Consider the following 25,554-nt stretch of genomic DNA (forward strand, 5'->3'; position numbering starts at 1 on the left):
ATTCATGACCCTGGCAACAGGGACCCGCCTGCGGTGGGCCTGCGCAACGGCGACCGCGGCTGCCCGGCGGCGACGTCGTCGGGGTGAACTCGAGCGAGAAAGCACCGATGGAGGAACATGGCTAAGAAGGACGGAGTCATCGAGGTCGAGGGATCGGTCGTCGAGGCCCTTCCGAACGCGATGTTCCGGGTGGAGCTGAGCAACGGGCACGTCGTGCTCGCGCACATCTCCGGAAAGATGCGGCAGCACTACATCCGCATCCTCCCCGAGGACCGGGTGGTCGTGGAGTTGAGCCCCTACGACCTGTCCCGCGGCCGAATCGTCTACCGGTACAAGTGACATGTCGGCTCCCAGAGCCGGCGGAGGAACATCATGAAGGTCAAGCCGAGCGTCAAGAAGATCTGTGACAGCTGCAAGGTGATTCGTCGCCACGGCCGCGTCATGGTCATCTGCGAGAACCCGCGGCACAAGCAGCGTCAGGGCTGAGTTCCCGGCGCCGGGCCGCCCAGAGAGCTGGACGGCCCTTTCCAGCACCCATCCCAGCGCACCCGCACCGCGGGTCCGCAACCCCCGGTTCTCGGAGGCCGGGGCCACCAGGCGAGGTGGGGGAGATGGGTGACGACCTCCGGGAGCACACAGGAGAACCACACCGTGGCACGCATTTCCGGTGTCGACCTGCCTCGCGAGAAGCGAGTCGAGATCGCACTCACCTACATCTTCGGGATCGGACGCACCCGCGCGGACGAGACCCTGAAGGCGACGGGCGTCAACCCCGACACCCGCGTCAAGGACCTCACCGAGGAGGAGCTGGTCAAGCTCCGCACCCACATCGACGGCAACTACCAGGTTGAGGGTGACCTGCGTCGTGAGGTTCAGGCGGACATCCGCCGCAAGATCGAGATCGGCTGCTACCAGGGCCTGCGCCACCGCCGCCACCTGCCGGTGCACGGTCAGCGCACCAAGACCAACGCGCGCACCCGCAAGGGCCCCAAGCGCACCGTGGCCGGTAAGAAGAAGGCCAAGTAAGCAGCAGCTCGCGCCCCGCCCAGCGCAGGGCGCAGTGACGACCTCATCACGAAGAAGGAAGAATGCCTCCCAAGACCCGCGCCGCCGCGCGCAAGACGCGCCGCAAGGACCGCAAGAACGTTACCCACGGTCACGCCTACATCAAGTCCACCTTCAACAACACCATCGTCTCGCTGACGGACCCGCAGGGCGCCGTCATCGCCTGGTGCTCCTCCGGCCAGGTCGGCTTCAAGGGCTCGCGCAAGTCGACCCCCTACGCCGCCCAGCTCGCCGCCGAGGCCGCCGCCCGGCGCGCCCAGGAGCACGGCATGAAGAAGGTTGACGTCTTCGTCAAGGGCCCCGGCTCCGGCCGCGAGACCGCGATCCGCTCCCTCCAGGCCGCCGGCCTCGAGGTCGGCTCGATCACCGACGTCACCCCTCAGGCCTTCAACGGCTGCCGCCCGCCCAAGCGCCGTCGCGTCTGAGCTTCAAGGGACGACGGCGCAGCCGGTTGCTGCGTCGTCGTCTCACCACGTTCCGCCCCCACGGCGGGACGCGGAGTAGGGCCGGCCCGGTCGGGCCGGCTGCTCCACCCATGAGGAACGGCGTCATATAGCGGGCGCCGCGACGAAAGGAAACCACGTGCTCATTGCACAGCGACCCACGCTCACCGAGGAGGTCGTGGTCGAGGACCGCCGCTCGCGCTTCGTGCTCGAGCCCCTCGAGCCCGGCTTCGGCTACACGCTCGGCAACTCCCTGCGCCGCACACTGCTGTCCTCCATCCCGGGGGCGGCCGTGACCAGCGTCCGCATCGATGGGGTGCCCCACGAGTTCCGCACGATCCCCGGGGTCAAGGAGGATGTCGCCCAGATCATCCTCAACATCAAGGAGATCGTCCTGTCCTCGGAGAACGACGAGCCGGTCGTCATGTACCTGCGCAAGTCCGGTCCGAGCGAGGTCACCGCCGGTGACATCACCCCGCCGGCCGGCGTCGAGATCCACAACCCCGATCTGGTCATCGCCACTCTCAACGAGAAGGGCAAGCTGGAGATCGAGCTGACGGTCGAGCGCGGCCGCGGCTACGTCTCCGCCAACCAGAACAAGGACCCCAACGCGGAGATCTCCCGCATCCCGGTGGACTCGATCTACTCGCCGGTCAAGAAGGTCTCCTACTCCGTCGAGGCCACCCGTGTGGAGCAGCGCACCGACTTCGACCGTCTCATCGTCGACGTCGAGACCAAGTCCTCCATCACCCCGCGTGACGCCCTGGCCTCCGCCGGTAAGACGCTCGTGGAGCTCTTCGGCCTGGCCCGTGAGCTCAACGTCGAGGCCGAGGGCATTGAGGTCGGCCCCTCGCCGATCGACGAGGCCTTCCAGCAGGACCTGGCCCTCATGATCGACGAACTCGACCTTCAGGCCCGCTCCTCCAACGCCCTCAAGCGCGAGGGCATCCACACCGTCGGTGAGCTCGTCTCGCGCAGCGAGGCCGACCTGCTCGACATCCGTAACTTCGGCGCCAAGTCCATCTCCGAGATCAAGGACAAGCTGGCCGAGCTGGGGCTCTCCCTCAAGGGCTCCCCGGTCGACTACGTCTCGGACGACGACTACGCCAACCCCACGTTCAGCGACGAGACCCAGGCCTGAGCCGGCTCGTTATTCACCTAGGAGACAACCATGCCTCGCCCCACTAAGGGTCCCCGTCTGGGCGGCAGCGCCCAGCACGAGCGTCACCTGCTCGCCAACCTGGCTACGCAGCTCATCGTTCACGAGTCGATCAAGACCACGGAGGCTCGCGCTCGTCGCCTGCGTCCCTACGTCGAGAAGCTCATTACCAAGGGCAAGCGCGGTGACCTGCACGCCCGCCGTACCGTGCTGAAGAAGGTGACGGACAAGTACGCCGTCTACCGCCTCTTCGAGGAGCTCGCCCCCAAGTTCGAGGGCCGCGAGGGCGGTTACACCCGCATCATCAAGACGACCCCCCGCAAGGGCGACAACGCCCCCATGGCGGTCATCTCCCTGGTGCTGGAGTCGGTTGCCCGCAAGGAGATCGTGGAGGACGCGGTCGCCACCGCCAAGAAGGCCGCCCAGAAGGCCGTCGCCGACGAGGACAAGGCCGAGAAGAAGGCCACGACCGAGAAGGCTGAGGAGAAGGCCGACAAGGCTGACAAGGCCGAGTACGCCGGTGCGGTCCGTCTTGAGGAGGGCGCCACTGACGCTCCCGACGACGACCACCTGGTCAAGGGCAACGAGGACTCCATGAAGTACCACGTTCCCGGCTCGCGCTGGTACGACGCCACGGTCGCCGAGGTCTGGTTCGCCAGCGCCGAGGACGCCGAGGCTGCGGGCTTCGCCCCCGCTGGCGGCGCTGCCGCCCAGAAGGTCGAGAAGTGAGCCAGAGCTGACGCTCTGAGTGAGAACTCCGGGAGGGCCGGTCACCTGATGGTGGCCGGCCCTCCCCGTGTGTGCTGGCGGATGGTGTCGGGTGGCGTCGTCGCCGGCTGGGGCCTGGCGCGCGCCAGAGAAGAATGCGGTTTGCCCGTGTCGAGTCCAGGCGTCAGCGGACGATGACCGTCTAGACATCCCGCGATGGGGTGGGGAGGACGAGGCCAGCGGGAAGCTCAGGGCAGGCCGGTAGATCGGGGCCTTGAGCGTCGGACATCCTGATCGGGGACGTACTTCGCCGACGAGAACTGCGATGTCCTCCAGATCACTGGGGGAAGGCCGCGGTCGTATGGGGGAGAAGTACGTCCTGGGCGCAGAACGCAGTCCTCGATCCGCCCGGCTTCGAGTCCACCACGTGCGCCAGCACCGCCGGGCCGGCGCCGCCCCTCAGAAGCCTCTGATGGAGTCCTCCAAGGCCTTCTGCTCCGTGGCGGCCTCGCTCTCCCGGCAGATGCGGGCGGCGTCGGCCTCCTTGCCCGCCCACCCGAGGACTGACGCATAGGTCCGCAGCGCGCCGGCGAGCCCTTGGTCGAAGTCCTCCGGGCGCCTGCGGACCAGGCTCCGGTAGGCGGCGACCGCCTCCCGTGCGGTCTGCAGGGCCTCGCCCCGGTGACCGGCCTCGGCCAGGCGCTTGGCGAGTCGGTGCAGGCACGGGGCCAGCGCCGGAGCGTGAGTCGCCGGGTCGCGCTCGGCCAGCTCCCGGCGGATAGCCGCCGTCTCCCGGATCGCGGCCAAGGCAGCGGAGCGGTCCCCGACGTCACCCAGGCATGTGGCCAGGTTGTGCAGGCAGGCCGCCAGGTCGGGCTTGTAGGCGGTCGGATCGACCTGGGCCAGGCTCCGGTAGAAGGTGACCGCCTCCTGCACCGCAGCCAGGGCCTCATGCGCGCGCCCGGCTCGGCTCAGGTTCAAGGTGAGGATGTTGAGCGCCCGAGCCAGGTCGGCGGTATGTGGAGCCGGGTTGGTGCGGACCAGCTGCCGGTAGATGTCGATGGCCTCCCAGGCCATGGCGAAGGATTCCTGCAGCTGCCCGGCCGTGTACAGGTAGACGGCCAGGACGTACAGGGACTCAGCCAGGGCCGGGGTCTCAGTGCTGGGGCGGCTGTGCTCCAGAGCGCGTCGAATGCTGACCGCCTCCCGGGCCGAAGCCAGCGCGCGGTTCAGGCTGCCGCCATCACGCAGACAGGCGGCCTGGACCGTGAGGGCGTCGGCGAGGTCGGGCAGGTGGTTGTCGGGGGCGCTGTGGGCCAGAGCGCGAGAGAGGCTGACTGCCTCCTCGACTGCGGCGAGTGCCTCACGATGCCGCCCCACGTCGCTCAGGCGCCGAGCCAGTGTCGCCAGGGCGTGGGTGGCCTTCGGTGAGTAGAGCGCCGGCGTGCGGCGGGCCAGTCCCCGGTAGAGCGCAGCGGCTTCCTCGGCCGCCTCCAGGGCCGTGGTTCGACGCCCGACGGCGGCCCCGCAGGTGGCCAGCACCTCCAGGGCTCCGGCAAGATCGCCGGTGCAGGAACCGATCTCCTCCTTGTCGAGGCGGCGGTAGAGACCCACGGCCTCCCAGGCCAGCTCGAGGGCCTCATCGACATAGCCCACCGTGCGCAGTCTGGGAGCCAGATGGGCCAGGTCCGCCGCGAGTCGGCGCGTGTGTACATCCGGATCAGCCCGGACCAGACGCCGTAGGACAGTGAGGGCCTGCTGGGCGGTGACGAAGGCGTCGCTCGGCCGACGGGACTCACTCAGGCAGCAGGCGAGTGTGACCAGTGCCTGAGCCAACCCGGTCTCGTCGCCGAAGGGATCATCCCGGCGCAGGCTCCGGTAGAGGTCCACGGACTCCTGAGCGCTGGCCAGCGCGTCACGCAGATCGCCGGAAGTGCTCAGGTCGACGGCGAGGCGGCACAGAGCCCGTGCCAGCCCGGAGGCATGGGCGTCGTAGTCGTACCGGGTCAGGCGCCGTCGGATCCGGACCGTCTCCTGTGAGGCCGCAACGCCCTCACGCATGCGACGGGCCTCGCGCAGGCGGTCCGCCATGACGAAGAGCCCCTCAGCGAGATCTGGCAGGTACGTACCTGAATCGAGCTGGGCCAGGTCCCGGAGAACCTGGCAGGCCTCCCGTGCGGCATCCAGTGCCTCCCCCCGACGGCCCGATTCGGCCAGGCGCTCACTGAGCTCCAGCAGCCGACCGGCGCGAGCAGCCCCCTCGGGGGCGGCGTATGGGGAGGGCAACACGTCTGACAAGCCTCAGGAACAGGGGGAAGATGGTGTGCTCACGCTAAACGGTGCCTGTGCGGCGCCGCGATGGGGAGATATCACCAAAGGCGCGCCCTGCCAAGGGCTCCTTTAGAATCGGCGCTGTGCTGGCAGCGGGCCGGCAGGGTGCCGGCGGCTGCCGGCAGGACAGGCACGGTGACGACACGGAAGGGAGCCGGTGTGGACACGCTGTTCAGCCTGAACCACGTGGGGGTTCAGGTCGTCGCGATGCTCGCCACCTTCGTCCTGTGCATGACGCTGGGCGCCGAGCGCCACCTGCGCCACAAGGACGCCGGCGTCAAGACGCATGTCCTGGTGGGACTGGGCTCGTGCCTGTTCACCCTGGTGTCCGCCTACGGCTTCGCCCCGATCACCGGCTCGGATGTCGCGGTGGACCCCAGCCGTGTGGCCGCGCAGATCGTCTCCGGTATCGGCTTCCTGGGCGCCGGGGTCATCTTCGTCAACAACGACACCGTCCGAGGCCTGACCACCGCCGCCACCGTCTGGCTCAGCGCCGCCATCGGCATGGCCTGCGGGGCGGGCATGATCCCCCTGGCGGCCACGGCGGTCGCGCTGGACTACATCGTCGTCCTGTTCCTGGGCCCCCTCACCTCGCGCCTGCAGCGCCGCCGCGGCGAGGTGACCGTGCGCATCGACTACGAGATCGGCAGCGCCGTCATGCCCGAGATCCTCCAGGTCGCCACCGCATCGGGCTTCACCGCCACACTGGAGGAGACCGAGGTGACCCGCGGCGAGCACGGGCGCACCATGAACGCCGTCATGCGCTTCCACGGTCAGCGCCCCGCCGTCAACCTCATCGAGGCCCTCTCCGGCCTCGACGGCGTCGACGGCGTCGAGTGCCTCGAGGGAGGCCGGCTCGACTGAACCCGCTCCAGGGGAGGGCTCCGGCGACGGACGGAGTAACGGGAATTAGGGGCGGGCCATGTCCCAGCAGCGGGCGCCCCCGGTCATGCCGGCCTCGTTGGGGACCACGACGACGTCATCGCCGATCTTGGCCAGCTGGGCCGCCGTGATCCGCCGCGAGTTGCCGCCGCCCAGGTAGAGGCGGTCCCACAGGTACATGGGGCGCAGGGCGTCGACGACGCGGCGCACCCGGCGCGACCAGTGCGCGTCGCCCAGGCGCAGGCGCTCGTGCTCGCCGATGTAGTCGTCGTACGTCAGTCCCCAGCGCACCGGCCCCTGGGAGACCTCCACGTGCGGGGCCAGGATCCCGTTGTCGAAGACGGCGTTGCCCAGGCCCGTGCCCAGGGTCACGATCATCTCCAGGCCGTGGCCCGTGACGACGCCGGCCCCGGCGACCTCGGCGTCGTTGAGGACCAGGGAGGGGATGCCCAGGGTCCGGGAGATGGCGGCGCCCATGTCGAAGCGGCCCCAGGCCTCCACCAGGTCGGGCAGCACCTTGGAGCGCGGGCCGTCCTTGGTGATGTAGTGCGGCGTGGCGATGACGACCCCGTGGCGGATCATGCCCGGCATCCCCACCGTCACCCGGTCCGCGCCCGGCAGCTGGGAGGCCAGCGAGGCGATGGTCTCCACCAGCTTCTCCGGCGGCAGCGGGTAGGGGGTCGGGGTGCGCACGGCGCGGGAGATGATGTTGCCCTCGCAGTCCAGCACCGAAGCCTTGATGCCGCCGCCTCCGCAGTCCACGGACAGAGTCGTTGTGCTCACGGCCGCGAGCCTAGTGGAAGCGCGAAGACGGTGCGGTTCAATGGGGGCATGCCACGCATCCGCCTCGACCTGGCCTACGACGGCACCTTCTTCTCCGGGTGGGCCGCCCAGCCCGGGCTGCGCACCGTCGAGGGGGTCCTCACCTCCGCCCTGGCCACCGTGCTGCGTGAGCCCGTCCGCCTCACCGTGGCCGGACGCACCGACGCCGGCGTCCACGCCGCCGCCCAGGTGGTCCACCTCGACGTGAGCCCCGAGGCCTGGGCCGCGCTGCCCGGACGCTCCGGGCGCCTGCCCGAGGCCGCCCTGCTCACCCGGGTGGCGGGCGTCCTGGCCCGCGAGGCCCAGGAGAGCCTGGCCCGCACGCCGCGCGGGGCCGGCGACGTCGTCGTCACCGGGGCGCGCACTGTGCCGGAGGCCTTCGACGCCCGCTTCGGCGCCCTGAGCCGCCGCTACACCTACCGGATCTCCGACGCCGCCGCCCCGCGCGACCCCGCCCGGCGCGCCACCGTCCTGTGGCTGCCCGATGCGCTCGACGTCGAGGCCATGGACGCCTCGGCCCGGGCTCTGCTCGGCGAGCACGACTTCCTGTCCTACTGCAAGCCCCGCGAGGGCGCCACGACCATCCGCACCCTGCGCACCCTGCAGTGGCGCCGGGCCGAGGCTGGGGCGGACGCAGGGCCGGACGCGGGGCTCGTGACCCTGTCCGTCGTCGCCGACGCCTTCTGCCACTCCATGGTCCGTTCCCTGGTGGGGGCCGGCTTGGCCGTCGGGCAGGGACGCAAGCCGGTCACCTGGCCGCGCGAGCTCCTGGACGCCCGCACGCGCCAGAGCGCCGCCCCCGTCGCCCCGCCGCACGGGCTGACCCTGGAGGAGGTCACCTACCCGGTCGACGACGAGCTCGCCGCCCAGGCCGAGCGGGCCCGCACCACCCGGCGTCTGAGCTGCTGATCGGCGGTCAGGGGCTCACCTGGCCGCGTGGCGCGATTCACGGAACTGGGAAGCCGCACCTTTTGACCCTCCCGCGGGGCGCCCGGTACTGTTGGCAATCGTCGTGCAGCACACGTGTGCGTGTCCGCGGTGCCGTCCCACTCGCCCCGGATCGCCTGTGCTCCGACCACTCACCTGACCATGGTGGTCTCGCCGAACCGCGAACGCTTCACCGCGCTTCGGCGTGCCCACTCGCCAAGAGAAACGAAGGCAACGCCCGTGCGCACGTACACACCGAAGCCCGGCGACGTCGAGAAGAACTGGTACGTCATCGACGCCACCGACGTCGTCCTGGGTCGACTCGCGGCCCAGGCCGCCACCCTGCTCCGTGGGAAGCACAAGCCCCAGTTCGCCCCCAACGAGGACTGCGGCGACTACGTCGTCATCATCAATGCCGACAAGGTGGCTCTCACCAACGGCAAGGCTGACAAGAAGTTCGCCTACCGCCACTCCGGCCACCCGGGTGGTCTGACCGCCGTCTCCTACCGCGAGCTGCTGGCCACCCGCCCGGAGCGCGCCGTCGAGAAGGCCATCAAGGGCATGGTTCCCCACACCAAGCTCGGTCGCGCCCAGCTCAAGAAGCTCAAGGTCTACGCAGGTGCCGAGCACCCGCACGCCTCCCAGAGCCCGAAGACGTTCGAGATCACCCAGGTCGCCCAGTAAGCGCTCCAGCGCTCGGCACCCCGCGACAAGCAAAGGACATATCGTGGCTGAGACCACTGTCGACATTGACGCGCTGGACGAGGAGAACGCCCCCTCCAGCTACACCACCGAGACCGAGGAGTCCGCTCCGGGTCGCGGCCAGTCCATCACCGCACCCGGCTCCGGTCTGGGTCGCCGCAAGGAGGCCGTCGCTCGCGTGCGCCTCGTTCCCGGCACCGGCCAGTGGACGCTGAACGGCCGCTCCCTGGAGGACTACTTCCCCAACAAGCTGCACCAGCAGCTCGTGCGCGCCCCCTTCACCATCCTGGACCTCGAGGGCCGCTTCGACGTCGTCGCCCGTATCAACGGCGGTGGCGTCTCCGGCCAGGCCGGCGCCCTGCGCCTGGGCATCGCCCGCGCGCTCAACGAGATCGACCGTGAGGCCAACCGCGCCACCCTGAAGAAGGCCGGTTTCCTCACTCGCGACTCGCGCATCGTGGAGCGCAAGAAGGCCGGTCTGCACAAGGCCCGCCGCGCCCCCCAGTACTCCAAGCGCTGATCGGGTCAGGTCCTGGCCGAGCCGGCCGGACCTCTCCTCCGCTACGACGGCGGTCGTCCCCTTCCCGGGGCGGCCGCCGTCGTCATGTGTCAGGGGTGGCGGGGAGCCTCCCGGGTGGCGGCGCATCAGTCGATATGCGGCCGACAGGCGTCTGAGGCATGCCGGTGAGGGGCGCGATCTCGGGCGCGAGCCGCCGGGCCGGGGTCGGCGCAGGACATCAGACCTTGTGCGCTGGCTGAAGGTTGGGCCCCGATGTTCGGCGCCCCGTGGCAGGATGGTGCTGTTTCGTCACCCTTCAGGAGGATTTCCATGGCTCGTCTCTTCGGAACCGACGGCGTACGCGGCCTGGCCAACGACCTGCTCACGCCCACCCTGGCCGTACAGCTCGGTGAGGCCGCGGCCCGCGTCCTGACCAAGGACACGTCCGCCGCACGGAGCTCACGCAGCGGCCGCCCCCGCGCCATCGTCGGCCGCGACACCCGCGCCTCCGGAGAGTTCCTCGACCACGCCATCAGTGCGGGCCTGGCCTCCTCCGGCATCGACGTCACCCGCGTGGGCGTCCTGCCCACCCCGGCGATCGCTCACCTGACGGCCACCCAGGACATCGAGCTGGGCGTCATGATCTCCGCCTCTCACAACCCCTTCCCGGACAACGGCATCAAGTTCATCGCCCGCGGCGGCTACAAGCTCGCCGACGCCGTCGAGGACGAGATCGAGGCCCTTCTGGGCACGGTCAACGACCGCCCCACCGGCGCCGACGTCGGCCGCGTCATCAAGGGGGAGACCGTCGCCGACCAGAACTACATCAACCACCTCGTCGACTCCGTCGCCACCGACCTGTCCGGGCTGCGCATCGTCGTCGACGCCTCCAACGGCGCCGCCTCCGTCGTCGGCCCGGCCGCGCTGCGGGCCGCCGGCGCCGAGGTCATCGTCATCAACGCCTCCCCGGACGGCCTCAACATCAACGACAACTGCGGCTCCACCCACCCCGAGCAGCTGCAGAACTACGTCAAAGCGGTCGGGGCGGACATGGGTGTGGCCTACGACGGCGACGCCGACCGCTGCCTGGCCGTGGACGCCAACGGCAAGCTCGTCGACGGCGATCAGATCATGGGCATGCTCGCCATCGGCATGAAGGCCGACGGCACCCTCGGCTCCGACACACTCGTCGTGACCGTCATGAGCAACCTCGGCCTCATCCTGGCCATGCGTGAGCACGGCATCCGCACCGTCCAGACCGGCGTGGGCGACCGCTACGTGCTCGAGCGGATGCTCCAGGGCGGCTACACCCTGGGCGGCGAGCAGTCCGGGCACGTCATCGACACCGTCCACGCCACCACCGGTGACGGCGTCCTCACCTCCCTGCACGTGGCTGCGCGGGTCAAGCGCACCGGCAAGACGCTGGCCGAGCTCGCCAGCGTCGTCACCCGCCTGCCCCAGACCCTCATCAACGTCAAGAACGTCGACAAGGGCGCCGCCAGCACCAACAAGGCCGTGCAGGACGCCGTGACCTCCGCGGAGAAGGACCTGGGCGAGACCGGCCGGGTCCTGCTGCGCCCCTCGGGCACCGAGCCGCTCGTGCGCGTCATGGTCGAGGCCGCCACCCAGGAGGAAGCCGACCGAGTGGCCCGCTCCCTGGCCGACACCGTCAAGAACAACCTCAGCCTATGAGCTGACGGCGGCTTCCTCCCCGGGGCCGGTCGCGGCTGGCGCCACCAGAACGGTGGCCGGCGTCGCGACCGGCCCCCGCATGCGGAACACCGCCTCAGGGAGATGGGTGAGAATAGGCCCGTGACCTCCCCGTACCGCCTGGCTCTCCTGACGGAGCCTCCGACCTGGCAAGGCCGGCCCCTGAACGGAAGGAGCCTTGACCTGCTCGCCGTGCTCGCCGGCAGCCAGGACGCCAGGGTGAGCGACGCCGCCCTCATTGAGGCCCTGTGGCCCGACGACGCCCCGGCCCGGCCGCTGCGGGCGCTTCACGTCGTCGTCTCCCGGCTGCGCACCGTCGTGGGGGAGGGCGTCGTCGAGCGCAGTGGCGACGGCTACCGACTGGAGCTGGCGGAGGCGGAGGTCGACATCCGGGACCTGGCGGGCAGGGCGCACAGAGCCAGGGCCTGCGCCGCCGCCGGCCAGTGGGAGCAGGTCCTCGATCTCACCGGCCGACTGCCCCAGGTGCCCGTTCCCGACGAAGCCGACGACAGTGTTGGAGCAGGAGCCGCCCCTGTGGCCCTCTTGCGAGAGCGGGCCGCAGCCCTGACCGAGGAGGCCTACCGCAACCGGGGGCTCGCCCTGGAGGCCACCGGTGAGCACGAGCGGGCCGCGGATCTGCTGCGCGAGGCCTCCCAGCGCGACGGCGGCGACGAGACCGTCCTGGCCGCCCTCATGCGCGCCGAGTCCTGGGTGCGCTCACCGGCTGCGGCCCTGGAGATCTATGAGCAGCACCGCCGTCGCCTGCGTGAGCTGGGAGCCGTGCCCGGCCCGGCCATGCGCGCCGCCCACGAGGCCGTCCTGGCCGCTGAGAGCCCCGTGCGCCACGGCCTGCAGCCCGAGCCCGAGCACTTCCTAGGGCGCGAGGCGGACGTGACCGGTGTTCTCAAGGCCCTGAGCACCCACCGTCTGGTGACGCTCACCGGCCCCGGCGGGGTCGGCAAGACCACCCTGGCCCAGGCGGTGGCGGCCCGCAGCCGCCGCCCCGCCGTCTACGTCGTCGCCCTCGCCGAGGTGTCACCCGGGGCCGATCTGGCCAAGGTCGTGCTCGACGCAATCGGAGGCTCCGCAGTCGTCAACGGTGACCCGCACCGCGATCTGGCCCCCGCCCTCTCCCAGCCCGGAACCGTCCTGGTGCTGGACAACTGCGAGCACCTGGCCGGCGAGGCGGCCGACCTCATCGGGCCGCTCCTGGTTGCCTGCCCCGACCTGCGCGTCCTGGCGACCTCGCGCCGCCCCCTCGACCTGGCCGCGGAGCACGTCCACCGCCTCGAGGCCCTCGATGCCACCTCCTCCGCCGAGCTGTTCCGCGCCCGCGCTCTGGCCGCTCGCCCCGGCCAGGTCATCGACGATGACGACTTAGGCGAGCTCCTGGGGCGGTTGGAGGGCATCCCCCTGGCCATTGAGCTGGCCGCCGCGCGCACCCGCAGCCTGTCGGTCGGCCAGATCGCCGAGCGCTTGCCCGGCAGACCCGATCTGCTCACTGCCGCTCGCGACGCCCCGGCCCGTCAGCGCACCCTGACAGCGGTTATCGAGTGGTCCTGGAACCTGCTCGACGCCGCCGAGCGTCGCGCCCTGGCCCGGCTGGCCCTGCTCGCGGACGGCTTTACCCTCCTGCCTGCGGAGGCGCTCATCGGTGCGCAGGCCGCCGACCTCCTCGACGCCCTGGTCTCCCACTCCCTGCTCGTGGTGCGCGACCACGGCCTGCCCCGTTTCCACATGCTTGTCACCGTCCGCGACTTCGCTCTGGAGCAGTTGTCCGCCTCCGGCGACGAGGCCGAGGCCCGCGCGGCCCTGCGCCAGTGGGCGGTGGACCTGTGCTCCCAGATCCGTTTTCCCGTGGACGCCGGCGACTTCGGCGACGCCCGTCACCCTGAGGTGCGCCGCCACGACCGCCTCTTCCGGCAGGTCTCCCACGATGAGGCCGTCATCCTTCAACAGCTCGACCGACTCCTGGCACAGGCCGACGGCCACGGCACGGATCACCTGCCGGCGGAGCTGCGCGACGCCATCTGCCTCATCGGTGCCGCCCTCATGCGCCTGTGGAGCGTCACCTGGAGCTATGAGCGCATCGCCGACTACGGTGCGCGCCTCATCGCTTCCGCTGTCCAACCCGCCCAGGACTCACGCGGCAATGAGGCAGGCCTGAGCGTCCTGGCCCTGTGCGTCACCCTCTTCGGGCTCCTGAGCCACGTGCCCGCACAGGTCCGCTCCCTGCTGCCGGCCTCCTTCGACGGAGAGGGACCGTTCAGCCGGGTCAGGCGCTTCCTGCGTGCGAGCGACGAGCAGTGGCCCGAGCTGACCGGCGACGCCGACCCCTGGGTCGCCTGGGCGGCGACCCGCTGCCTGGCCGCCCAGCAGGAGGACGACGGTGATCCTCAAGCCTCCCTGGAGACCATCGAGGCCCTCCTGGGGCGGCTCCATGGCCACGACCTGGCCGGCATTCACCTGCTCGAGCTGCACCTCCACCGGCTGCAGGTGCTCATGTCCCTGGGGCGCTACAGCCAGGTCGTCGACGCCTGCTCGCGCGCCCAGGTGCTCCTGGAACGGGTCCTGCCCAGCTGGGGCGAGTTCTTCCGCACGACACTGCACATGGAGGGGGCCTACTGCGCGGTCTACCTCGATCCGCGCCCCGAGACGGCGGGCAGGCTGCTGGAGAGCCTGGAACCGGTCGACCTGCCGGGAACCATGCGCTTCATCGCCCGCTCCGTGCGCGGCGAGCTGGAGCTCACCCGCGGGAACGTGCGCACCGCCGCCCTCATCCAGCGCGTGAGCCTGCGCTACGCCGGGAACTGGCGCTCCATCCTGGGATCGGGCTCCCAGTGGGAGCTCTACATCCTGAGCATGTGCCTGGTCACCGACGTCGAGCTCAGCCCCGATGACGCCGTCGAGCTCGATGCCCGAGCCGTCCGTGCCCGAGCCACCTCCCTGCTGCGTGAGATCCTCTCCGATCCGGCTCCACGGCAGCGTGACATTCCCACGCTCATGGCTTTCGCGGCGGCCGTCGGCCTGTCCGCCGTGGCTGCTGAGGATGCGGGCTCCGACCGGCGGGCAGTAGGAGGCGAGCTGGTCGCCACCGCCCTGGCGGTGGGCACCAACCAGACCTGCCGCCTGCTCTCCCACGACTACCTGCGCAGCCGCACTGAGCGGCTGGACGCCCGGGCGCTGACGCAGGCCGAGGAGAGGATTCGGTCCCTGGACCGCGGCGGGCTCGTGGCTCACGCCGCCGACCTCGCCGGCCGTCTGGCGGGCGAGGTCGGCTGAGTCCCTGAGGCGCGGCTCAGGCGTTGCGCCGCTGGTAGCGCACGACCGTCAGGGGAGCCATGATGGCCAGGATCAGCAGCGAGCCGATGATCGCGGCCCGCACGTCCCCGGCTGAGCCCGCTGTTCCGTCCAGCAGGTACCGGCCGCCGTCGACGATGTGCGAGACCGGGTTGTGGCGCACGAAGGCCTTGAGCCAGCCCGGTAGCGTCGAGGTGGGCACCATGGCGTTGGACAGGAAGGTCAGCGGGAACAGGACGATCACAGTGAAGGAGGTCACCGCCTGGGCCGAGGAGAAGACCGTCCCCAGGAAGAGGAAGATCCAGGCGATGGCCCAGGCGCAGCCCGCCGCCAGGGCGATGGCGCCCAGCGCCCCGGACCAGCCGTTGGCAGGCCGATAGCCCAGGACATAGCCGGTGAGTACGGTCAGTGAGGTGCAGATGAGGTAGCGCAGCATGTCGGAGACCATGGGCCCCAGGACCGGCGCGATACGGGACATCGGCATGGTGCGGAAGCGGTCGAAGACGCCCTTGTCCATGTCCTCGCGCAGGTCCACGCCCACGCTCTGGCTCGTGGTCAAGGCATTCATGATGATGAGACCGGGGACAATCGTGGGTAGGTAGGCCTTGACGTCGCCGGCGATGGCGCCTCCGAAGAGCTCGCCGAACAGGACGGTGAACATCACCGGCTGGATGAGGATGTCGTAGAACTCTCCGGGGTTGCGCACCATGGTGATGAGTGAGCGCCAGGCCATGGTCATGGTGTCCGGGACGAGCCGGGCCTCGCTGAAACGCCAGACGCCGGGGGAGAGGGAGGTACTGGTTGGTGCGGTCGCGGTGGCGGGGACGGTCATGACTGCTCCTTGACGTCTGAAGGACGGGCGGACGGGGATGCGGGCGAGGCTGCGTCATCGTGCTTGGTGGGCTGCCCGGTCAGGGCCATGAAGACCGAGTCCATGCTGGGGCGGTCCACCGAGACGGTTCTGGGAGACAGACCGGCGTCGCGAAGGGCCACGAGCACCTCGGTGGCCACCGACGCCTCGCTCAGCGGCGCCTGCAGGTGGGTGCCCTGATCGACGGTCACCGGGGCGTGACCGGTCACCCGCTCGATGATGGAGGCGGTAGCGGCCTGGTCCTCGGGGGTCGCCGGCGTCAGCACCAGAGAGCTGCTGCCCACCCGGTCCTTGAGCTCATCGGGGGTGCCCTCGGCGATGAGCCGTCCGGTATCGATGATGCCGACCCGGTGAGCCAGGCGGTCGGCCTCCTCCAGGTACTGAGTGGTCAGCAGGATCGTGGAACCGCCCTCCACCAGGGAGCGGATGACGTCCCACATCTGCTCACGCGTACGCGGGTCCAGGCCAGTGGTGGGCTCGTCGAGGAAGATGAGCGGGGGCCGGGAGATGAGTGAGACCGCCAGGTCCAGTCGGCGCCGCATCCCACCGGAGTATCCGCTCACCCGCTTCCCGCCGGCTTCGGTGAGGCTGAAGGCGGCCAGCAGCTCCTCGGCCCGATCCCGCGCCCGGCGTCGGCCAAGGCCCAGAAGACGCCCGAAGAGGCGCAGGTTCTCCGAGCCGGTGAGCGTCTCATCGACGCTGGCGTACTGTCCCGTCACCCCGATGAGGCTGCGCACCGCGTGGCGCTCGCGGACGACGTCGTGCCCCAGGACCATCGCCCGGCCCAGGGAGGGGGCCAGCAGGGTGGTGATCATGCGCAGCGCCGTCGACTTGCCGGCGCCGTTGGGGCCGAGCAGGCCGTAGACGATGCCGGTGGGGATCTCCAGGTCCAGGCCGTCGACGGCGGTGAAGGAGCCGAAGGTCCGAGTCAGGCTATCGGTCCTGATGGCCGGTGCCTCGCCCGGTGAGAGCGATTCGTTTGCTGTTCGTGTTGCCATGCCGCCAAGGCTGGACCCCGGCGGTTTCACCGCGGCTTCACTGCGACGCCACTCGGTTTCACGCCGTTTCGTTCCGTTCACGGACCATGCCAGGTAGGTGCTGATCGTGACGGGTGGCCTTGTCTCGGGCTGCCTCGTAGCTTCTGTAGAAGATAGGCGCAGAGACTCCGTTGGTCCGGCCCTGCTCGTAGACGGTCCGGCACACGAACAACAGGTCAGCGGTGTTGCCATGCAGTGTCATGATCCGTCGGGTGAGGAGATTCCTGGCGAACATCCGCTTCATGAGGGGTGCGGACACGGCGGTCGGCAGCCGGTAGACGAGCATCTCGCTGCGGTAGCGCCTCAGATCAACGCCGCGCGAGGCCACGATCCTCGATGCTTCCCGGATCGCCTTGACCACCCGGGCGAGCATCCTGGTAGAGCCCATGAGGTGCTCGGCGGCGCGCGTCGTGTCCTCGACGTCGCCGTACATTGCTGCCACGGCACCGACACCGGCGTTGATCGCCATATGCAGCCAGATCCACTCGAGCATGTCATGGGGGCGCTCGAGGCTGATGCCGCAGGAGCCGAACAGCGCCTCCACCCTCTCGTAGCCTGGGAAACGGGCTTTGTCGCGCCGCTCCAGCATGACGTGGTCGAAGACGCAGCAGGTGAGCCGTTCTCCCGTGATGCTCCCGCCCGCCACCGGGTACCCCAGGAGGACATCGCGGCCGGCCATCAAACGGTCGAGCTCCTCGCGTTCTCCCCAGAACCCGCAGAATAGAAGCACAGGTCCCTCTATCCCACCCGTACGGAGGGCGGCCATTGCCTCGGCGATCCTGCCCTGCGGCACCGAGACCACGATGAGGTCGTAGCTCGTGTGTCCCCGGTGGTGAACGGTGTACTGGTCCTGGGACAGCGAGCCTTTCGGGTCACGCCTTCCATCGAGGATCTCGACCTCGAGCGAGCTGACTGAGGCCCTCGTACTGCTTTGCCGCACCAGGTGCTCGACGTGGTGACCGGCCTTCTGAAAAAGGTATCCGTAGGTTGTCCCGATGACTCCGAGGCCGACGACGAGGATGCTCATCGGAGCCGTGCGTGTTCCCTGTGCTGTCATGACCGTGAGTCTGCTGCCCTCCGGTTTCAGACCGCCTTCACGGTGGCTTCAGGGACGGGCGCTCAGGACTTGCGCAGCAGGACCCGGCTCATGCGGTGCTCGGCGTCCTTGGTCAGGACCAGGGTGGCCCGCCCCAGGAAGGTCGTCAGATCAGACTGATGAAGAGTGGGTTCGGTGTGATTCAAACAGGTGCGGATGCCACTATTTTTAACATGCAAACCTCATTGTGTCTGTATTGTTTGATTGACGACCACAGTGTGCTGTTTTATTATTTGTTTATGATTAACAGCAACATCGCCACCTTGCGTAAAAAGCATCGTTGGACTCAGGAAGCGTTGGCGAACAAGGTTGGTGTCTCTCGACAGACCATTGCCAAGTGGGAGGCTCCGGGTGGTAATCCCGACATTTCCTCATGTGTTCGGTTGGCGCATGTGTTCGATGTTTCGATCGACGATCTTGTCAACGGCGACACTTCATTTGTTGCGATGCTAGATCGCCCCGGTAAATACATATTTGGCACCGTTGTGATTGATCGGGACGGGAGACTTACGCTTCCAGTACGTGCCAGAAAGGTTTTCAACATTAAGGCTGGTGATGAGCTCCTACTTATTGGCGACATCGACCGGGGGCTTGCTTTGATGGATACGCAGTTCTTTGTGCAGGCTGCTCTTCATGTGGAGGGGGACCATCGTGCGGCACATGACAATACTGAAAACTAAGCGAAAGAGGGTGCGTGTGCTGATAATAATGTGCGCCGTGCTTGGCCTGCTCGGAGGAGGTGTGACTTATTATGCTCATCGAAATATGACGTATGATCGGGCTGCGGGGGCGGTTGTTCGTCGTGCTGGTTTTATTGAAAGGAAGGTGATGCTGCCGAGTGGTGCGATCATTAACTATGGTGAGGGGCCGAATAATGGTTCGCCGCTCATGTTGGTCCACGGTCAACAAACAACGTGGAGGGACTATAGTGCAGTGCTTGGAGAACTATCTCAACGCTATCACGTGTTTGCGGTCGACTGTTATGGCCATGGTGGATCGAGTAAAAATCCGGCAGATTATACGGCGATAAAGAATGCGATTGATTTCGTGTGGTTTATCCAGCATGTCGTCAAGTCTCCAGTCTTGATCTCCGGCCACTCTTCGGGAGGTCTGTTGGCGACCATCGTTGCCGCCAGGGCTCCACAGCTTGTCACCGGTTTATTGATTGAGGATGCGCCATTCTTTGCGACTGAACCTGGAAGGGCTGAGAAGACATTCGCCTGGCTCGGGTTTCGCGATATGCATCATTTTTTGCGAAGTGGTGAACGAAATTTCACTCGCTACTCGCTTGAGCACACCTATCTTGCGCAAGTTCTTGGGCAAAAGAACTTTGATGTGTTTGTTAAGCGTCCTGCCCTCGATTACATGAGGCGCCACCCCGGAGAAATACCGCGCCTTTGGTACTATCCTCCTGAGCTGCATGTCAATGAGTTCTTCGACTTGACGGCTAACTTGCAGGATGGTTCGGGCGCCTATGATTTAAGATTTGGTGAGACCTTCTATGATTTCTCGTGGTTTGCTGGTTTTAATCAGGTGGAAACGCTGAAGGCTGTTCGCTGTCCGTCAATTATTTTACATGCTGCTCATCCGTCAAATATGCGGGGCTACTATGATGGTCGTGGGGTGCTTCTCGGTGCTATGGATGATCGTGATGCGTCGCGTGTCCACTCGCTTCTCTCTCGTGGCACTCTAGTCGACAATGTTAAAAGTGGTCATGATATTCATTCTGAACAACCTGATGTTTTTATCAAGGCTGTCGATGATCTTCGTTGATCTTGTGGAAGGAGTGGGGTGGGAGTGTTTTCTGGGAATTTAGATCGGTGCCGCTATTGCGGTGTTAACGCTGGGTGAGATCGGCATCCGGTAGGTGAGAATGATCCAAGCCTTTGTCGCCGATGTGGACATCCTTGGCTCCTCGTCGAGTTGCTGACGGCGCACACTTGATGTCGGTTCGGGCATGTTCCTCTTCTGAGGCGGTCTACTCCACGAGGACTGGGATCTACTGACCAGGGGATGTGCGCACTGCACGAAGGTCCCACCTACCGGGAGTGCACCCGACCCTCGTGCAGTGCACGCCCAAGGCCAGTAGGGAGGCTACGGGCGACCCGACTCGCCCCTTCCGGCGAACCGGCTGTCGGCGTCCCACCCCAGACGGCTCGCCCCATGGGAGCCTTGCGCGCGAGGATGAGGAAGACGAGGAATCAGGACTTGCGCAGCAGGACCCGGCTCATACGGTGCTCGGCGTCCTTGGTCAGGACCAGGGTGGCCCGCCCTCGGGTGGGGGCGATGTTCTCGCGCAGGTTGACCAGGTTGACGCTCTCCCAGATCTCATTCGCTCCAGCCAGGGCCACGTCGTCGGGGATCTCGGCGAAGCGGCGGAAGTAGGAGCCCGGCTGGGTGAAGGCCGTGTGCTTGAGGGTGAGGAACCGGTCCAGGTACCAGCGGCGGATGTCGTCGGGGTCGGCGTCGACGTAGATCGAGAAGTCGATGAAGTCGCTCACCGCCAGCGCAGAGGCCCCCGGCCGCGACCCCCGCGGGGCGGGCTGGAGCACGTTGAGCCCCTCCAGCACGAGGATGTCGGGGCGTTCCACTGTCACGTGCCGGTCCGGGACGATGTCGTAGACCGTGTGGGAGTAGACGGGCGCCTGGACGCGCTTGCTGCCGGACTTCACCGCCGCGACGAACTCCAGCAGCGCACGACGGTCGTAGGACTCGGGAAAGCCCTTGCGGGCCATGAGCCCGCGTTCCTCAAGGACTCGGTTGGGCAGCAGGAAGCCGTCGGTGGTCACCAGATCCACCCGAGGCGTGTCCGGGAAGCGGGCGAGCAGGTGGGCGATGAGACGCGCCGTCGTCGATTTGCCCACGGCGACCGACCCGGCCACCGCGACGATGAAGGGCGTGGGCGGCTCGCTCACCCCCAGGAAGGCGCCGGTGCGGTGCGCCCGCTCGCGCGAGGTGGCGATGTAGTCCTCCAGCAGAGCGGTCAGGGGCCGGTAGACGGCGTTGACCTCGGCCAGGTCGATGGGGTCGCCCAGCCCCCGCAGCTTCTCGACATCGGCCTGGGTCAGCGGCAGCGGCGCCGAGGACGCCAGGGCGGACCACTGGTCCCGGTCCAGCTCGATGTAGGGCGAGGCGTCCGGAATACCCAGGTCACTCGGGTCGCTCAGCTCGGATGTCACTGACACAGTGTCGCAAATGAAGGTGCCCGGCGGACAATCTCCGAGGGGTGAATGGGACTCGTCGGGGCGGCGGTGGAGCTCCGGCGGGGAATCGAGGTCACACTGAGATCACACCGAGATCACATCGACGTGTCCCGGCGCTCGTTGTCAACGCCGCGCCAGCATGATTCGATCGGAGCATGTGTGGAATTGTCGGCCACGTCGGCCCTCCGAGTGAAACTGGTTCCTCCCGTTCCCTGACCGTTCTCATGGATGGCCTCGGCCGTCTGGAGTACCGCGGCTACGACTCTGCGGGCGTTGCGCTGGTGGGTCCCTCCGGCCTGGATGTCATCAAGGAGGCTGGCAAGCTCTCCGGGCTGCGCGCCATCCTGGAGGCCACCCCGCCGGCTCCCGCCACCGCGGGCATCGGGCACACCCGCTGGGCCACTCACGGCGGCCCGACGACGGCCAACGCCCACCCCCACCGCGCCGGCCACCTCGCCGTGGTCCACAACGGCATCATTGAGAACTTCCGCCCGCTGCGCGAGGAGGTCGAGGCCGCTGGGCGCGAGCTCCTCTCCGACACCGACACCGAGGTCGTCGCCCATGTCCTGGACATCGACTTCACCTCCCGTCTGCGCCAGGACCCGGCCGCCGCCTCCGACCCGGCCCGGGTCGCCGACCTCCTGGTCGCCTCGATGCAGGCCGTCACCGCCCGCCTCGAGGGTGCCTTCGCGCTGCTGGCCGTCACCGACCTGGCCCCCGCGGCGATCGTCGCCGCCCGCCGCTCCAGTCCCCTGGTCATCGGCCTGGGCGAGGGAGAGAACTTCCTGGGCAGCGACGTCGCCGCCTTCGTCGCCTTCACCAAGAAGGCCGCCGAGGTCGACGACGACCAGGTCCTCCTGCTGACCGCCGATGCCGTCCACGTCTGGGACAAGGACGGTAACGCCGTCGAGCCCAAGACCTGGGAGGTCTCCTGGGACGCCTCCGCAGCCGTCAAGGGCGGCTACGACACCTTCATGGACAAGGAGATCCACGAGCAGCCCGCCGCCGTGGCCGACACCCTGCGCGGCCGCGTCGACGAGCGCGGTGAGCTCCAGCTCGACGAGATGCGCATCGACCCCGCCGTCCTGCGCAGCGTCGACAAGATCATCGTCATCGCCTGCGGCACCGCCGCCTACGCCGGGCACGTCGCCAAGTACGCCATCGAGCACTGGTGCCGCATCCCCGTGGAGGTCGAGCTCGCCCACGAGTTCCGCTACCGCGACCCGGTCGTCAGCGAGAAGACCCTGACCGTGGCCATCTCCCAGTCCGGCGAGACCATGGACACCATCCAGGCCGTGCGCCATGCCCGCGAGCAGGGCAGCAAGGTCCTGGCCATCGTCAACACCTACGGCTCGACCATCGCCCGCGAGGCCGACGCCGTGCTCTACACCCACGCCGGCCCGGAGGTCGCCGTGGCCTCCACCAAGGCATTCCTCGCCCAGATCACCGCCTGCTACCTGCTGGGGCTCTACCTGGCCCAGCTGCGCGGCAACAAGTGGCCCGACGAGGTCGCCGAGTACCTGGACAACCTCGCCGCCATGCCGGACCGCATCCAACAGGTCCTGGACAACCAGGAGGCCCGCGTGCGTGAGCTGGGCACCGAGCTGGCGGACAAGTCCTCCTTCCTGTTCCTGGGCCGCCACGTCGGCTTCCCGGTAGCGCTGGAGGGAGCGCTCAAGCTCAAGGAGCTCGCCTACGTCCACGCGGAGGGCTTCGCCGCCGGCGAGCTCAAGCACGGCCCGATCGCGCTCATCGAGGAGGGGCTGCCGGTCTTCGTCATCGTGCCCACCCCGCGCCGCCCCGTCCTGCACGACAAGGTCATCTCCAACATCCAGGAGATCCGGGCCCGTGGCGCGCGCACCATCGTCATCGCGGAGGAGGGGGATGCCGACGTCGAGCCCTTCGCCGACCACATCATCCGGGTGCCCGCCACCCCCACGATCCTGTGGCCGCTGCTGACCGTGGTGCCGCTGCAGATCTTCGCCGCGGCGCTGGCCGGGGCCAAGGGGCTGGACATCGACCAGCCGCGCAACCTGGCCAAGTCCGTCACCGTCGAGTAGGGCAGAGACGGAGCCGTCGACTCGACCCTCAATGGTGCCGAGCCCGCATCCCGGGCTCGGCACCGTCGTCTACAGGGCAGGGCGTAGAGACTTGATCTGCTGCTTCGTGCGGGCCTGTGAGCGCTGAGAGGACAGAGTCAGGTCGTCGTCGTTGTCGACGTGATCGGCCTGGGCGACGACAAAGGCCTGGGCCATACCGCCGTCGTGTGCCAGGGAGAGATGCCAGTGGCCGATGCCGGCCTGGCGGGCGGCCATCGCGGCCGCCCCGGTCAGGCGCAGGCGCGGTGGGGTGCCGGGCGTGGAGGTCACCTCGATGTCCTGGTACTCCCAGCCCTGGGGCGCGTCCAGCCCGAGCTCGGCGTAGGCCGACCCCAGGGCCTTGAGAACCGCCTCCTTGGCCGCCAGGCGCGCCCCGAGTGAGGCGGCCCGCTTCTGGCAGGCGGCCAGCTCGGCTGGGGTGAAGAGCCGCTCGCGCAGGCCGGGTACCCGGTCCATGTAGCCTTCGAGGCGGGGGATATCAACCAGGTCGGTCCCTACAGCGCGGATCACTCGGCCATTGTGCCGGGTGAGCGGGCAGCGCGAGGGGTGAACGCGCCACCCAATTCTGGAAGAGACAACTTCTTGGTGCCTAGCCGTTGAGGGGCGATGCGGACCAGCGGCCACCCATGAAGTCTTGCTCTGTGAAACTGCCTGTCTCAAAACCGTGTTGGAGGAGCGAGGAGAACGGAGCGGAGGACAATGGGACGGATGAGTGACCTCAACGACCTCCCGTGTTCCCACGACGTCACCGACCCCACCACCTGCGCCTGGCCCGCCCAGGAGATCGCGGCCGCGGAGGCTCCTGTCACCGCGGGCACCGACCGCTACATGAGAGCCGCCGCCCACGCGGTGGCCCGGGCGGCGCTGCGCGAGCTGCGCCAAGGGGCCGGCACTGCAGGCACTGCGGTGGCCCCCGCCCGGCCGGTTCCGGCGCCGTTGACCTCGATGAGCCCCATGGGGTCGGCTGCCACCCCCGCCTCACCGCTGTCCCCGGCGACGCCGCTGGGAGGAGCAGGTGAGGCGGCGGGGACGCAGTCCGGCCCCGGATGGATCTCCGGGGCCCCGGTGCTCCTCCTAGTCGGCGGCGGCCACAACGGTGCCGACACCCTCCTGGCCGGAGGTCTGCTCGCCCACAGCGGCTGCGCGGTCAGCGCCGTGCTCGCCACCGAGCACCCTCATCCCGTCGCCCTGGAGGAGGCCCGCGGCCAAGGCGTCACCATTCACGGCGCCGGCTACCGCAGCCACGACGGAACCGGCCAGGACGCCGCCGAGGCCATCGCCGCTATCGACGCCTTCCTCGTCCACGGCGGACTCGTCCTGGACGGCCTCACCGGCATCGGCGCCACCGGGGCGCTGCGACCCGACGCCGCTGCCCTCATCGCCCCGCTCATCGCCGCCGGGGAGCCGGGGCGTCGCCCACTGCGCGTCATCGCCGTCGACCTTCCCAGCGGAACCGGCGTCGACGACGGTACGGTGAGTGGCCCGGTCCTGGCCGCCGACCGTACCGTTACCTTCACCTGCCTCAAGGGATGCCAGTGCCTGCCCCCGGCCCGGCACCTGTGCGGCGTCGTTGAGGTCGTCCCCCTCGGGCTGCCCGCGCCCACGAGCCGGCCCCTGGCCCGCCGCCCCGTCGACGGCGCCCTGGGCGACTACCTGACGCGCGCCGTTGGCGAGCCCGGCCCCGATGACCACAAGTACACCCGCGGCGTGGTCGGCCTGTGGGCCGGCAGCGAGTCCTACCCCGGCGCCGCCGTCCTGGCTGCCAGCGGCGCGGTACGCGCCGGCGCCGGCATGGTGCGCCTGTCCGCCCCCAGACGCGTGGAGGATCTCGTCCTGGCCGCCCGCCCCGAGGTCGTCCCCGCCGCCGGACGCGTTCAGGCGCTCGTCCTGGGGCCGGGCATCGACCCCGCTGACACCGCCAGGACCGATGAGCTCCGAGCCGTGCTCACCTCCACCCTGGCTCCCTCAGGCAAGGACCGGCAGTGCCCCACCCAAGTCCCCACCGTCGTCGACGCCGGTGCCCTGAGCATCCTGCCCGAGCTCCTCACCGAGGACCTGGGATGCACGCCACTGCACGTGCTGACCCCGCACGCAGGAGAGGCCGCCGCGCTGCTGATCGCGCTGGAGGATAAGGAGACACCGGCGCAGGAGACCCGTCGCTGGAGCCGCGAGCGCGTCGAGGCCCACCCGGGGCTCGCCGCCCGCGAGATCTGCCGCCGCACCGGCGCCACCGTCCTGCTCAAGGGGGCCACCACCCTCATCGCCGCGCCGCAGCGCCCCCTGGTCAGTGTGGACGGAGGACCCGGTTGGATGGCGAGCGCCGGAAGCGGGGACGTGCTGGCCGGGATCCTCGGAGCCGTCCTGGCCGGCGCGGCCGCCCGCTGGGAGCAGGGCGCGCCGGACGCCTCGGGGCCGGCCCCGGTCCTGGACACGCTGGTCGACTCGGTGGCCGCCGGTGTCAGACTGCACGCGCTCGCGGGGGCCTATGCCGCAGCAAGCCCGCAGGGCGCCGGGGGAGCGGGGACCGGCGGGCACCCGATCGCCGCCCTGGACATCGCCGCTGCCCTCGGCCCGGCCCGTCTCGAGCTCAACTGGCTCCAGGCGGTACCCCACGCCTGAGACGCGTCAGCCACGTGGTATCCGTCGGGCCTTCTGACCGGAGGCGTGCGCCAGGAAACAGCGGTGCTACCGGCCCCAGTG

The 25,554-nt window shown here is 68.9% G+C and carries 24 protein-coding genes; 16 read left to right on the top strand and 8 right to left on the bottom strand.

Features of this window, described 5'->3' with window-relative positions; translation table 11 throughout:
- Positions 1-117 precede the first annotated feature (117 nt).
- From infA to rplQ, 6 genes are all read left to right on the top strand, one after another.
- Complete coding sequence (gene infA / locus HW274_RS02945) at positions 118-339, top strand: translation initiation factor IF-1 (protein ID WP_003781847.1); 222 nt, start codon at positions 118-120, stop codon at positions 337-339.
- A 33-nt stretch (positions 340-372) separates the two neighbouring features.
- Positions 373-486, top strand: coding sequence for a 50S ribosomal protein L36 (gene rpmJ, locus HW274_RS02950; protein ID WP_003781903.1), 114 nt, complete (start codon positions 373-375; stop codon positions 484-486).
- 165 nt (positions 487-651) lie between these two features.
- Entirely contained in the window at positions 652-1,026 is a 375-nt protein-coding gene (gene rpsM / locus HW274_RS02955; protein WP_010614542.1) for a 30S ribosomal protein S13, read from the top strand.
- A 62-nt stretch (positions 1,027-1,088) separates the two neighbouring features.
- Positions 1,089-1,490: a 30S ribosomal protein S11 gene (gene rpsK / locus HW274_RS02960; protein ID WP_003781888.1), complete on the top strand. Its 402-nt coding sequence runs from the start codon at positions 1,089-1,091 to the stop codon at positions 1,488-1,490.
- A gap of 157 nt (positions 1,491-1,647) precedes the next feature.
- The gene (locus HW274_RS02965; RefSeq protein WP_003789324.1) at positions 1,648-2,649 is read left to right on the top strand and encodes a DNA-directed RNA polymerase subunit alpha; all 1,002 of its coding nucleotides are present in this window, start codon (positions 1,648-1,650) and stop codon (positions 2,647-2,649) included.
- A 30-nt stretch (positions 2,650-2,679) separates the two neighbouring features.
- Positions 2,680-3,396, top strand: a complete 717-nt coding sequence (rplQ, locus tag HW274_RS02970) for a 50S ribosomal protein L17 (protein ID WP_075253463.1) — start codon at positions 2,680-2,682, stop codon at positions 3,394-3,396.
- A gap of 438 nt (positions 3,397-3,834) precedes the next feature.
- Here the strand turns inward: rplQ and HW274_RS02975 are convergent, their stop codons facing one another.
- A complete protein-coding gene (locus tag HW274_RS02975) occupies positions 3,835-5,664 on the bottom strand; it encodes a tetratricopeptide repeat protein (protein ID WP_075253464.1) in 1,830 nt (609 codons plus the stop codon).
- 177 nt (positions 5,665-5,841) lie between these two features.
- On the opposite strand from HW274_RS02975, the gene HW274_RS02980 reads away from it, so the two are divergent.
- On the top strand, positions 5,842-6,570 hold the full coding sequence (locus HW274_RS02980; RefSeq protein WP_075253465.1) for an MgtC/SapB family protein: 729 nt from the start codon (positions 5,842-5,844) through the stop codon (positions 6,568-6,570).
- 45 nt (positions 6,571-6,615) lie between these two features.
- Here HW274_RS02980 and HW274_RS02985 read toward each other — a convergent pair whose 3' ends face one another.
- Complete coding sequence (locus tag HW274_RS02985) at positions 6,616-7,371, bottom strand: ROK family protein (protein WP_075253466.1); 756 nt, start codon at positions 7,369-7,371, stop codon at positions 6,616-6,618.
- Between the two features lie 48 nt (positions 7,372-7,419).
- Between HW274_RS02985 and truA the strand changes: the two genes are divergently transcribed.
- The 5 genes from truA (at position 7,420) to HW274_RS03010 (ending at position 14,530) form a co-directional block, all read left to right on the top strand.
- Positions 7,420-8,319, top strand: a complete 900-nt coding sequence (gene truA, locus HW274_RS02990; protein ID WP_075253467.1) for a tRNA pseudouridine(38-40) synthase TruA — start codon at positions 7,420-7,422, stop codon at positions 8,317-8,319.
- Positions 8,320-8,577: 258 nt separating this feature from the next.
- The gene (rplM, locus tag HW274_RS02995) at positions 8,578-9,021 is read left to right on the top strand and encodes a 50S ribosomal protein L13 (protein ID WP_003789346.1); all 444 of its coding nucleotides are present in this window, start codon (positions 8,578-8,580) and stop codon (positions 9,019-9,021) included.
- Between the two features lie 43 nt (positions 9,022-9,064).
- Complete coding sequence (rpsI, locus tag HW274_RS03000) at positions 9,065-9,559, top strand: 30S ribosomal protein S9 (protein ID WP_003789348.1); 495 nt, start codon at positions 9,065-9,067, stop codon at positions 9,557-9,559.
- A 309-nt stretch (positions 9,560-9,868) separates the two neighbouring features.
- Entirely contained in the window at positions 9,869-11,230 is a 1,362-nt protein-coding gene (gene glmM / locus HW274_RS03005; protein WP_075253468.1) for a phosphoglucosamine mutase, read from the top strand.
- 102 nt (positions 11,231-11,332) lie between these two features.
- Entirely contained in the window at positions 11,333-14,530 is a 3,198-nt protein-coding gene (locus HW274_RS03010) for a BTAD domain-containing putative transcriptional regulator (RefSeq protein ID WP_075253469.1), read from the top strand.
- Positions 14,531-14,546: 16 nt separating this feature from the next.
- On the opposite strand, the gene HW274_RS03015 is transcribed toward HW274_RS03010, so the two are convergent.
- The 4 genes from HW274_RS03015 to HW274_RS12760 all read right to left on the bottom strand — a co-directional run bounded on the left by HW274_RS03015 (position 14,547) and on the right by HW274_RS12760 (position 17,698).
- Complete coding sequence (locus tag HW274_RS03015; RefSeq protein ID WP_075253470.1) at positions 14,547-15,380, bottom strand: ABC transporter permease; 834 nt, start codon at positions 15,378-15,380, stop codon at positions 14,547-14,549.
- Positions 15,377-16,417, bottom strand: a complete 1,041-nt coding sequence (locus tag HW274_RS03020; protein WP_185989130.1) for an ATP-binding cassette domain-containing protein — start codon at positions 16,415-16,417, stop codon at positions 15,377-15,379. The genes HW274_RS03015 and HW274_RS03020 overlap by 4 nt, the downstream gene beginning before the upstream one ends.
- A 58-nt stretch (positions 16,418-16,475) precedes the next feature.
- Positions 16,476-17,483 carry a ketopantoate reductase family protein gene (locus tag HW274_RS03025; protein ID WP_185989131.1) on the bottom strand — a complete coding sequence of 336 codons (1,008 nt, stop codon included), beginning with the start codon at positions 17,481-17,483 and terminating at the stop codon, positions 16,476-16,478.
- 92 nt (positions 17,484-17,575) lie between these two features.
- A complete protein-coding gene (locus HW274_RS12760) occupies positions 17,576-17,698 on the bottom strand; it encodes a hypothetical protein (RefSeq protein WP_260679164.1) in 123 nt (40 codons plus the stop codon).
- Positions 17,699-17,791: 93 nt separating this feature from the next.
- Here HW274_RS12760 and HW274_RS03030 point away from each other — a divergent pair, with 93 nt between their 5' ends.
- Both HW274_RS03030 and HW274_RS03035 read left to right on the top strand, forming a co-directional pair.
- Complete coding sequence (locus HW274_RS03030) at positions 17,792-18,232, top strand: helix-turn-helix domain-containing protein (protein WP_185989132.1); 441 nt, start codon at positions 17,792-17,794, stop codon at positions 18,230-18,232.
- 61 nt (positions 18,233-18,293) lie between these two features.
- Positions 18,294-19,325, top strand: coding sequence for an alpha/beta fold hydrolase (locus HW274_RS03035; protein ID WP_260679165.1), 1,032 nt, complete (start codon positions 18,294-18,296; stop codon positions 19,323-19,325).
- Between the two features lie 428 nt (positions 19,326-19,753).
- Here HW274_RS03035 and coaA read toward each other — a convergent pair whose 3' ends face one another.
- On the bottom strand, positions 19,754-20,737 hold the full coding sequence (gene coaA, locus HW274_RS03040) for a type I pantothenate kinase (protein WP_185989134.1): 984 nt from the start codon (positions 20,735-20,737) through the stop codon (positions 19,754-19,756).
- A 173-nt stretch (positions 20,738-20,910) separates the two neighbouring features.
- On the opposite strand from coaA, the gene glmS reads away from it, so the two are divergent.
- Entirely contained in the window at positions 20,911-22,815 is a 1,905-nt protein-coding gene (gene glmS, locus HW274_RS03045) for a glutamine--fructose-6-phosphate transaminase (isomerizing) (RefSeq protein ID WP_185989135.1), read from the top strand.
- Between the two features lie 69 nt (positions 22,816-22,884).
- On the opposite strand, the gene HW274_RS03050 is transcribed toward glmS, so the two are convergent.
- Positions 22,885-23,364 (bottom strand): holo-ACP synthase, encoded by a 480-nt coding sequence (locus HW274_RS03050; RefSeq protein ID WP_185989136.1) that lies wholly within the window; start codon positions 23,362-23,364, stop codon positions 22,885-22,887.
- 198 nt (positions 23,365-23,562) lie between these two features.
- Between HW274_RS03050 and HW274_RS03055 the strand changes: the two genes are divergently transcribed.
- Positions 23,563-25,473 (top strand): bifunctional ADP-dependent NAD(P)H-hydrate dehydratase/NAD(P)H-hydrate epimerase, encoded by a 1,911-nt coding sequence (locus tag HW274_RS03055; RefSeq protein ID WP_185989137.1) that lies wholly within the window; start codon positions 23,563-23,565, stop codon positions 25,471-25,473.
- Positions 25,474-25,554 lie beyond the last annotated feature (81 nt).

The sequence above is a fragment of the Actinomyces sp. oral taxon 169 genome (assembly GCF_013394715.1).
GTDB lineage: Bacteria > Actinomycetota > Actinomycetes > Actinomycetales > Actinomycetaceae > Actinomyces.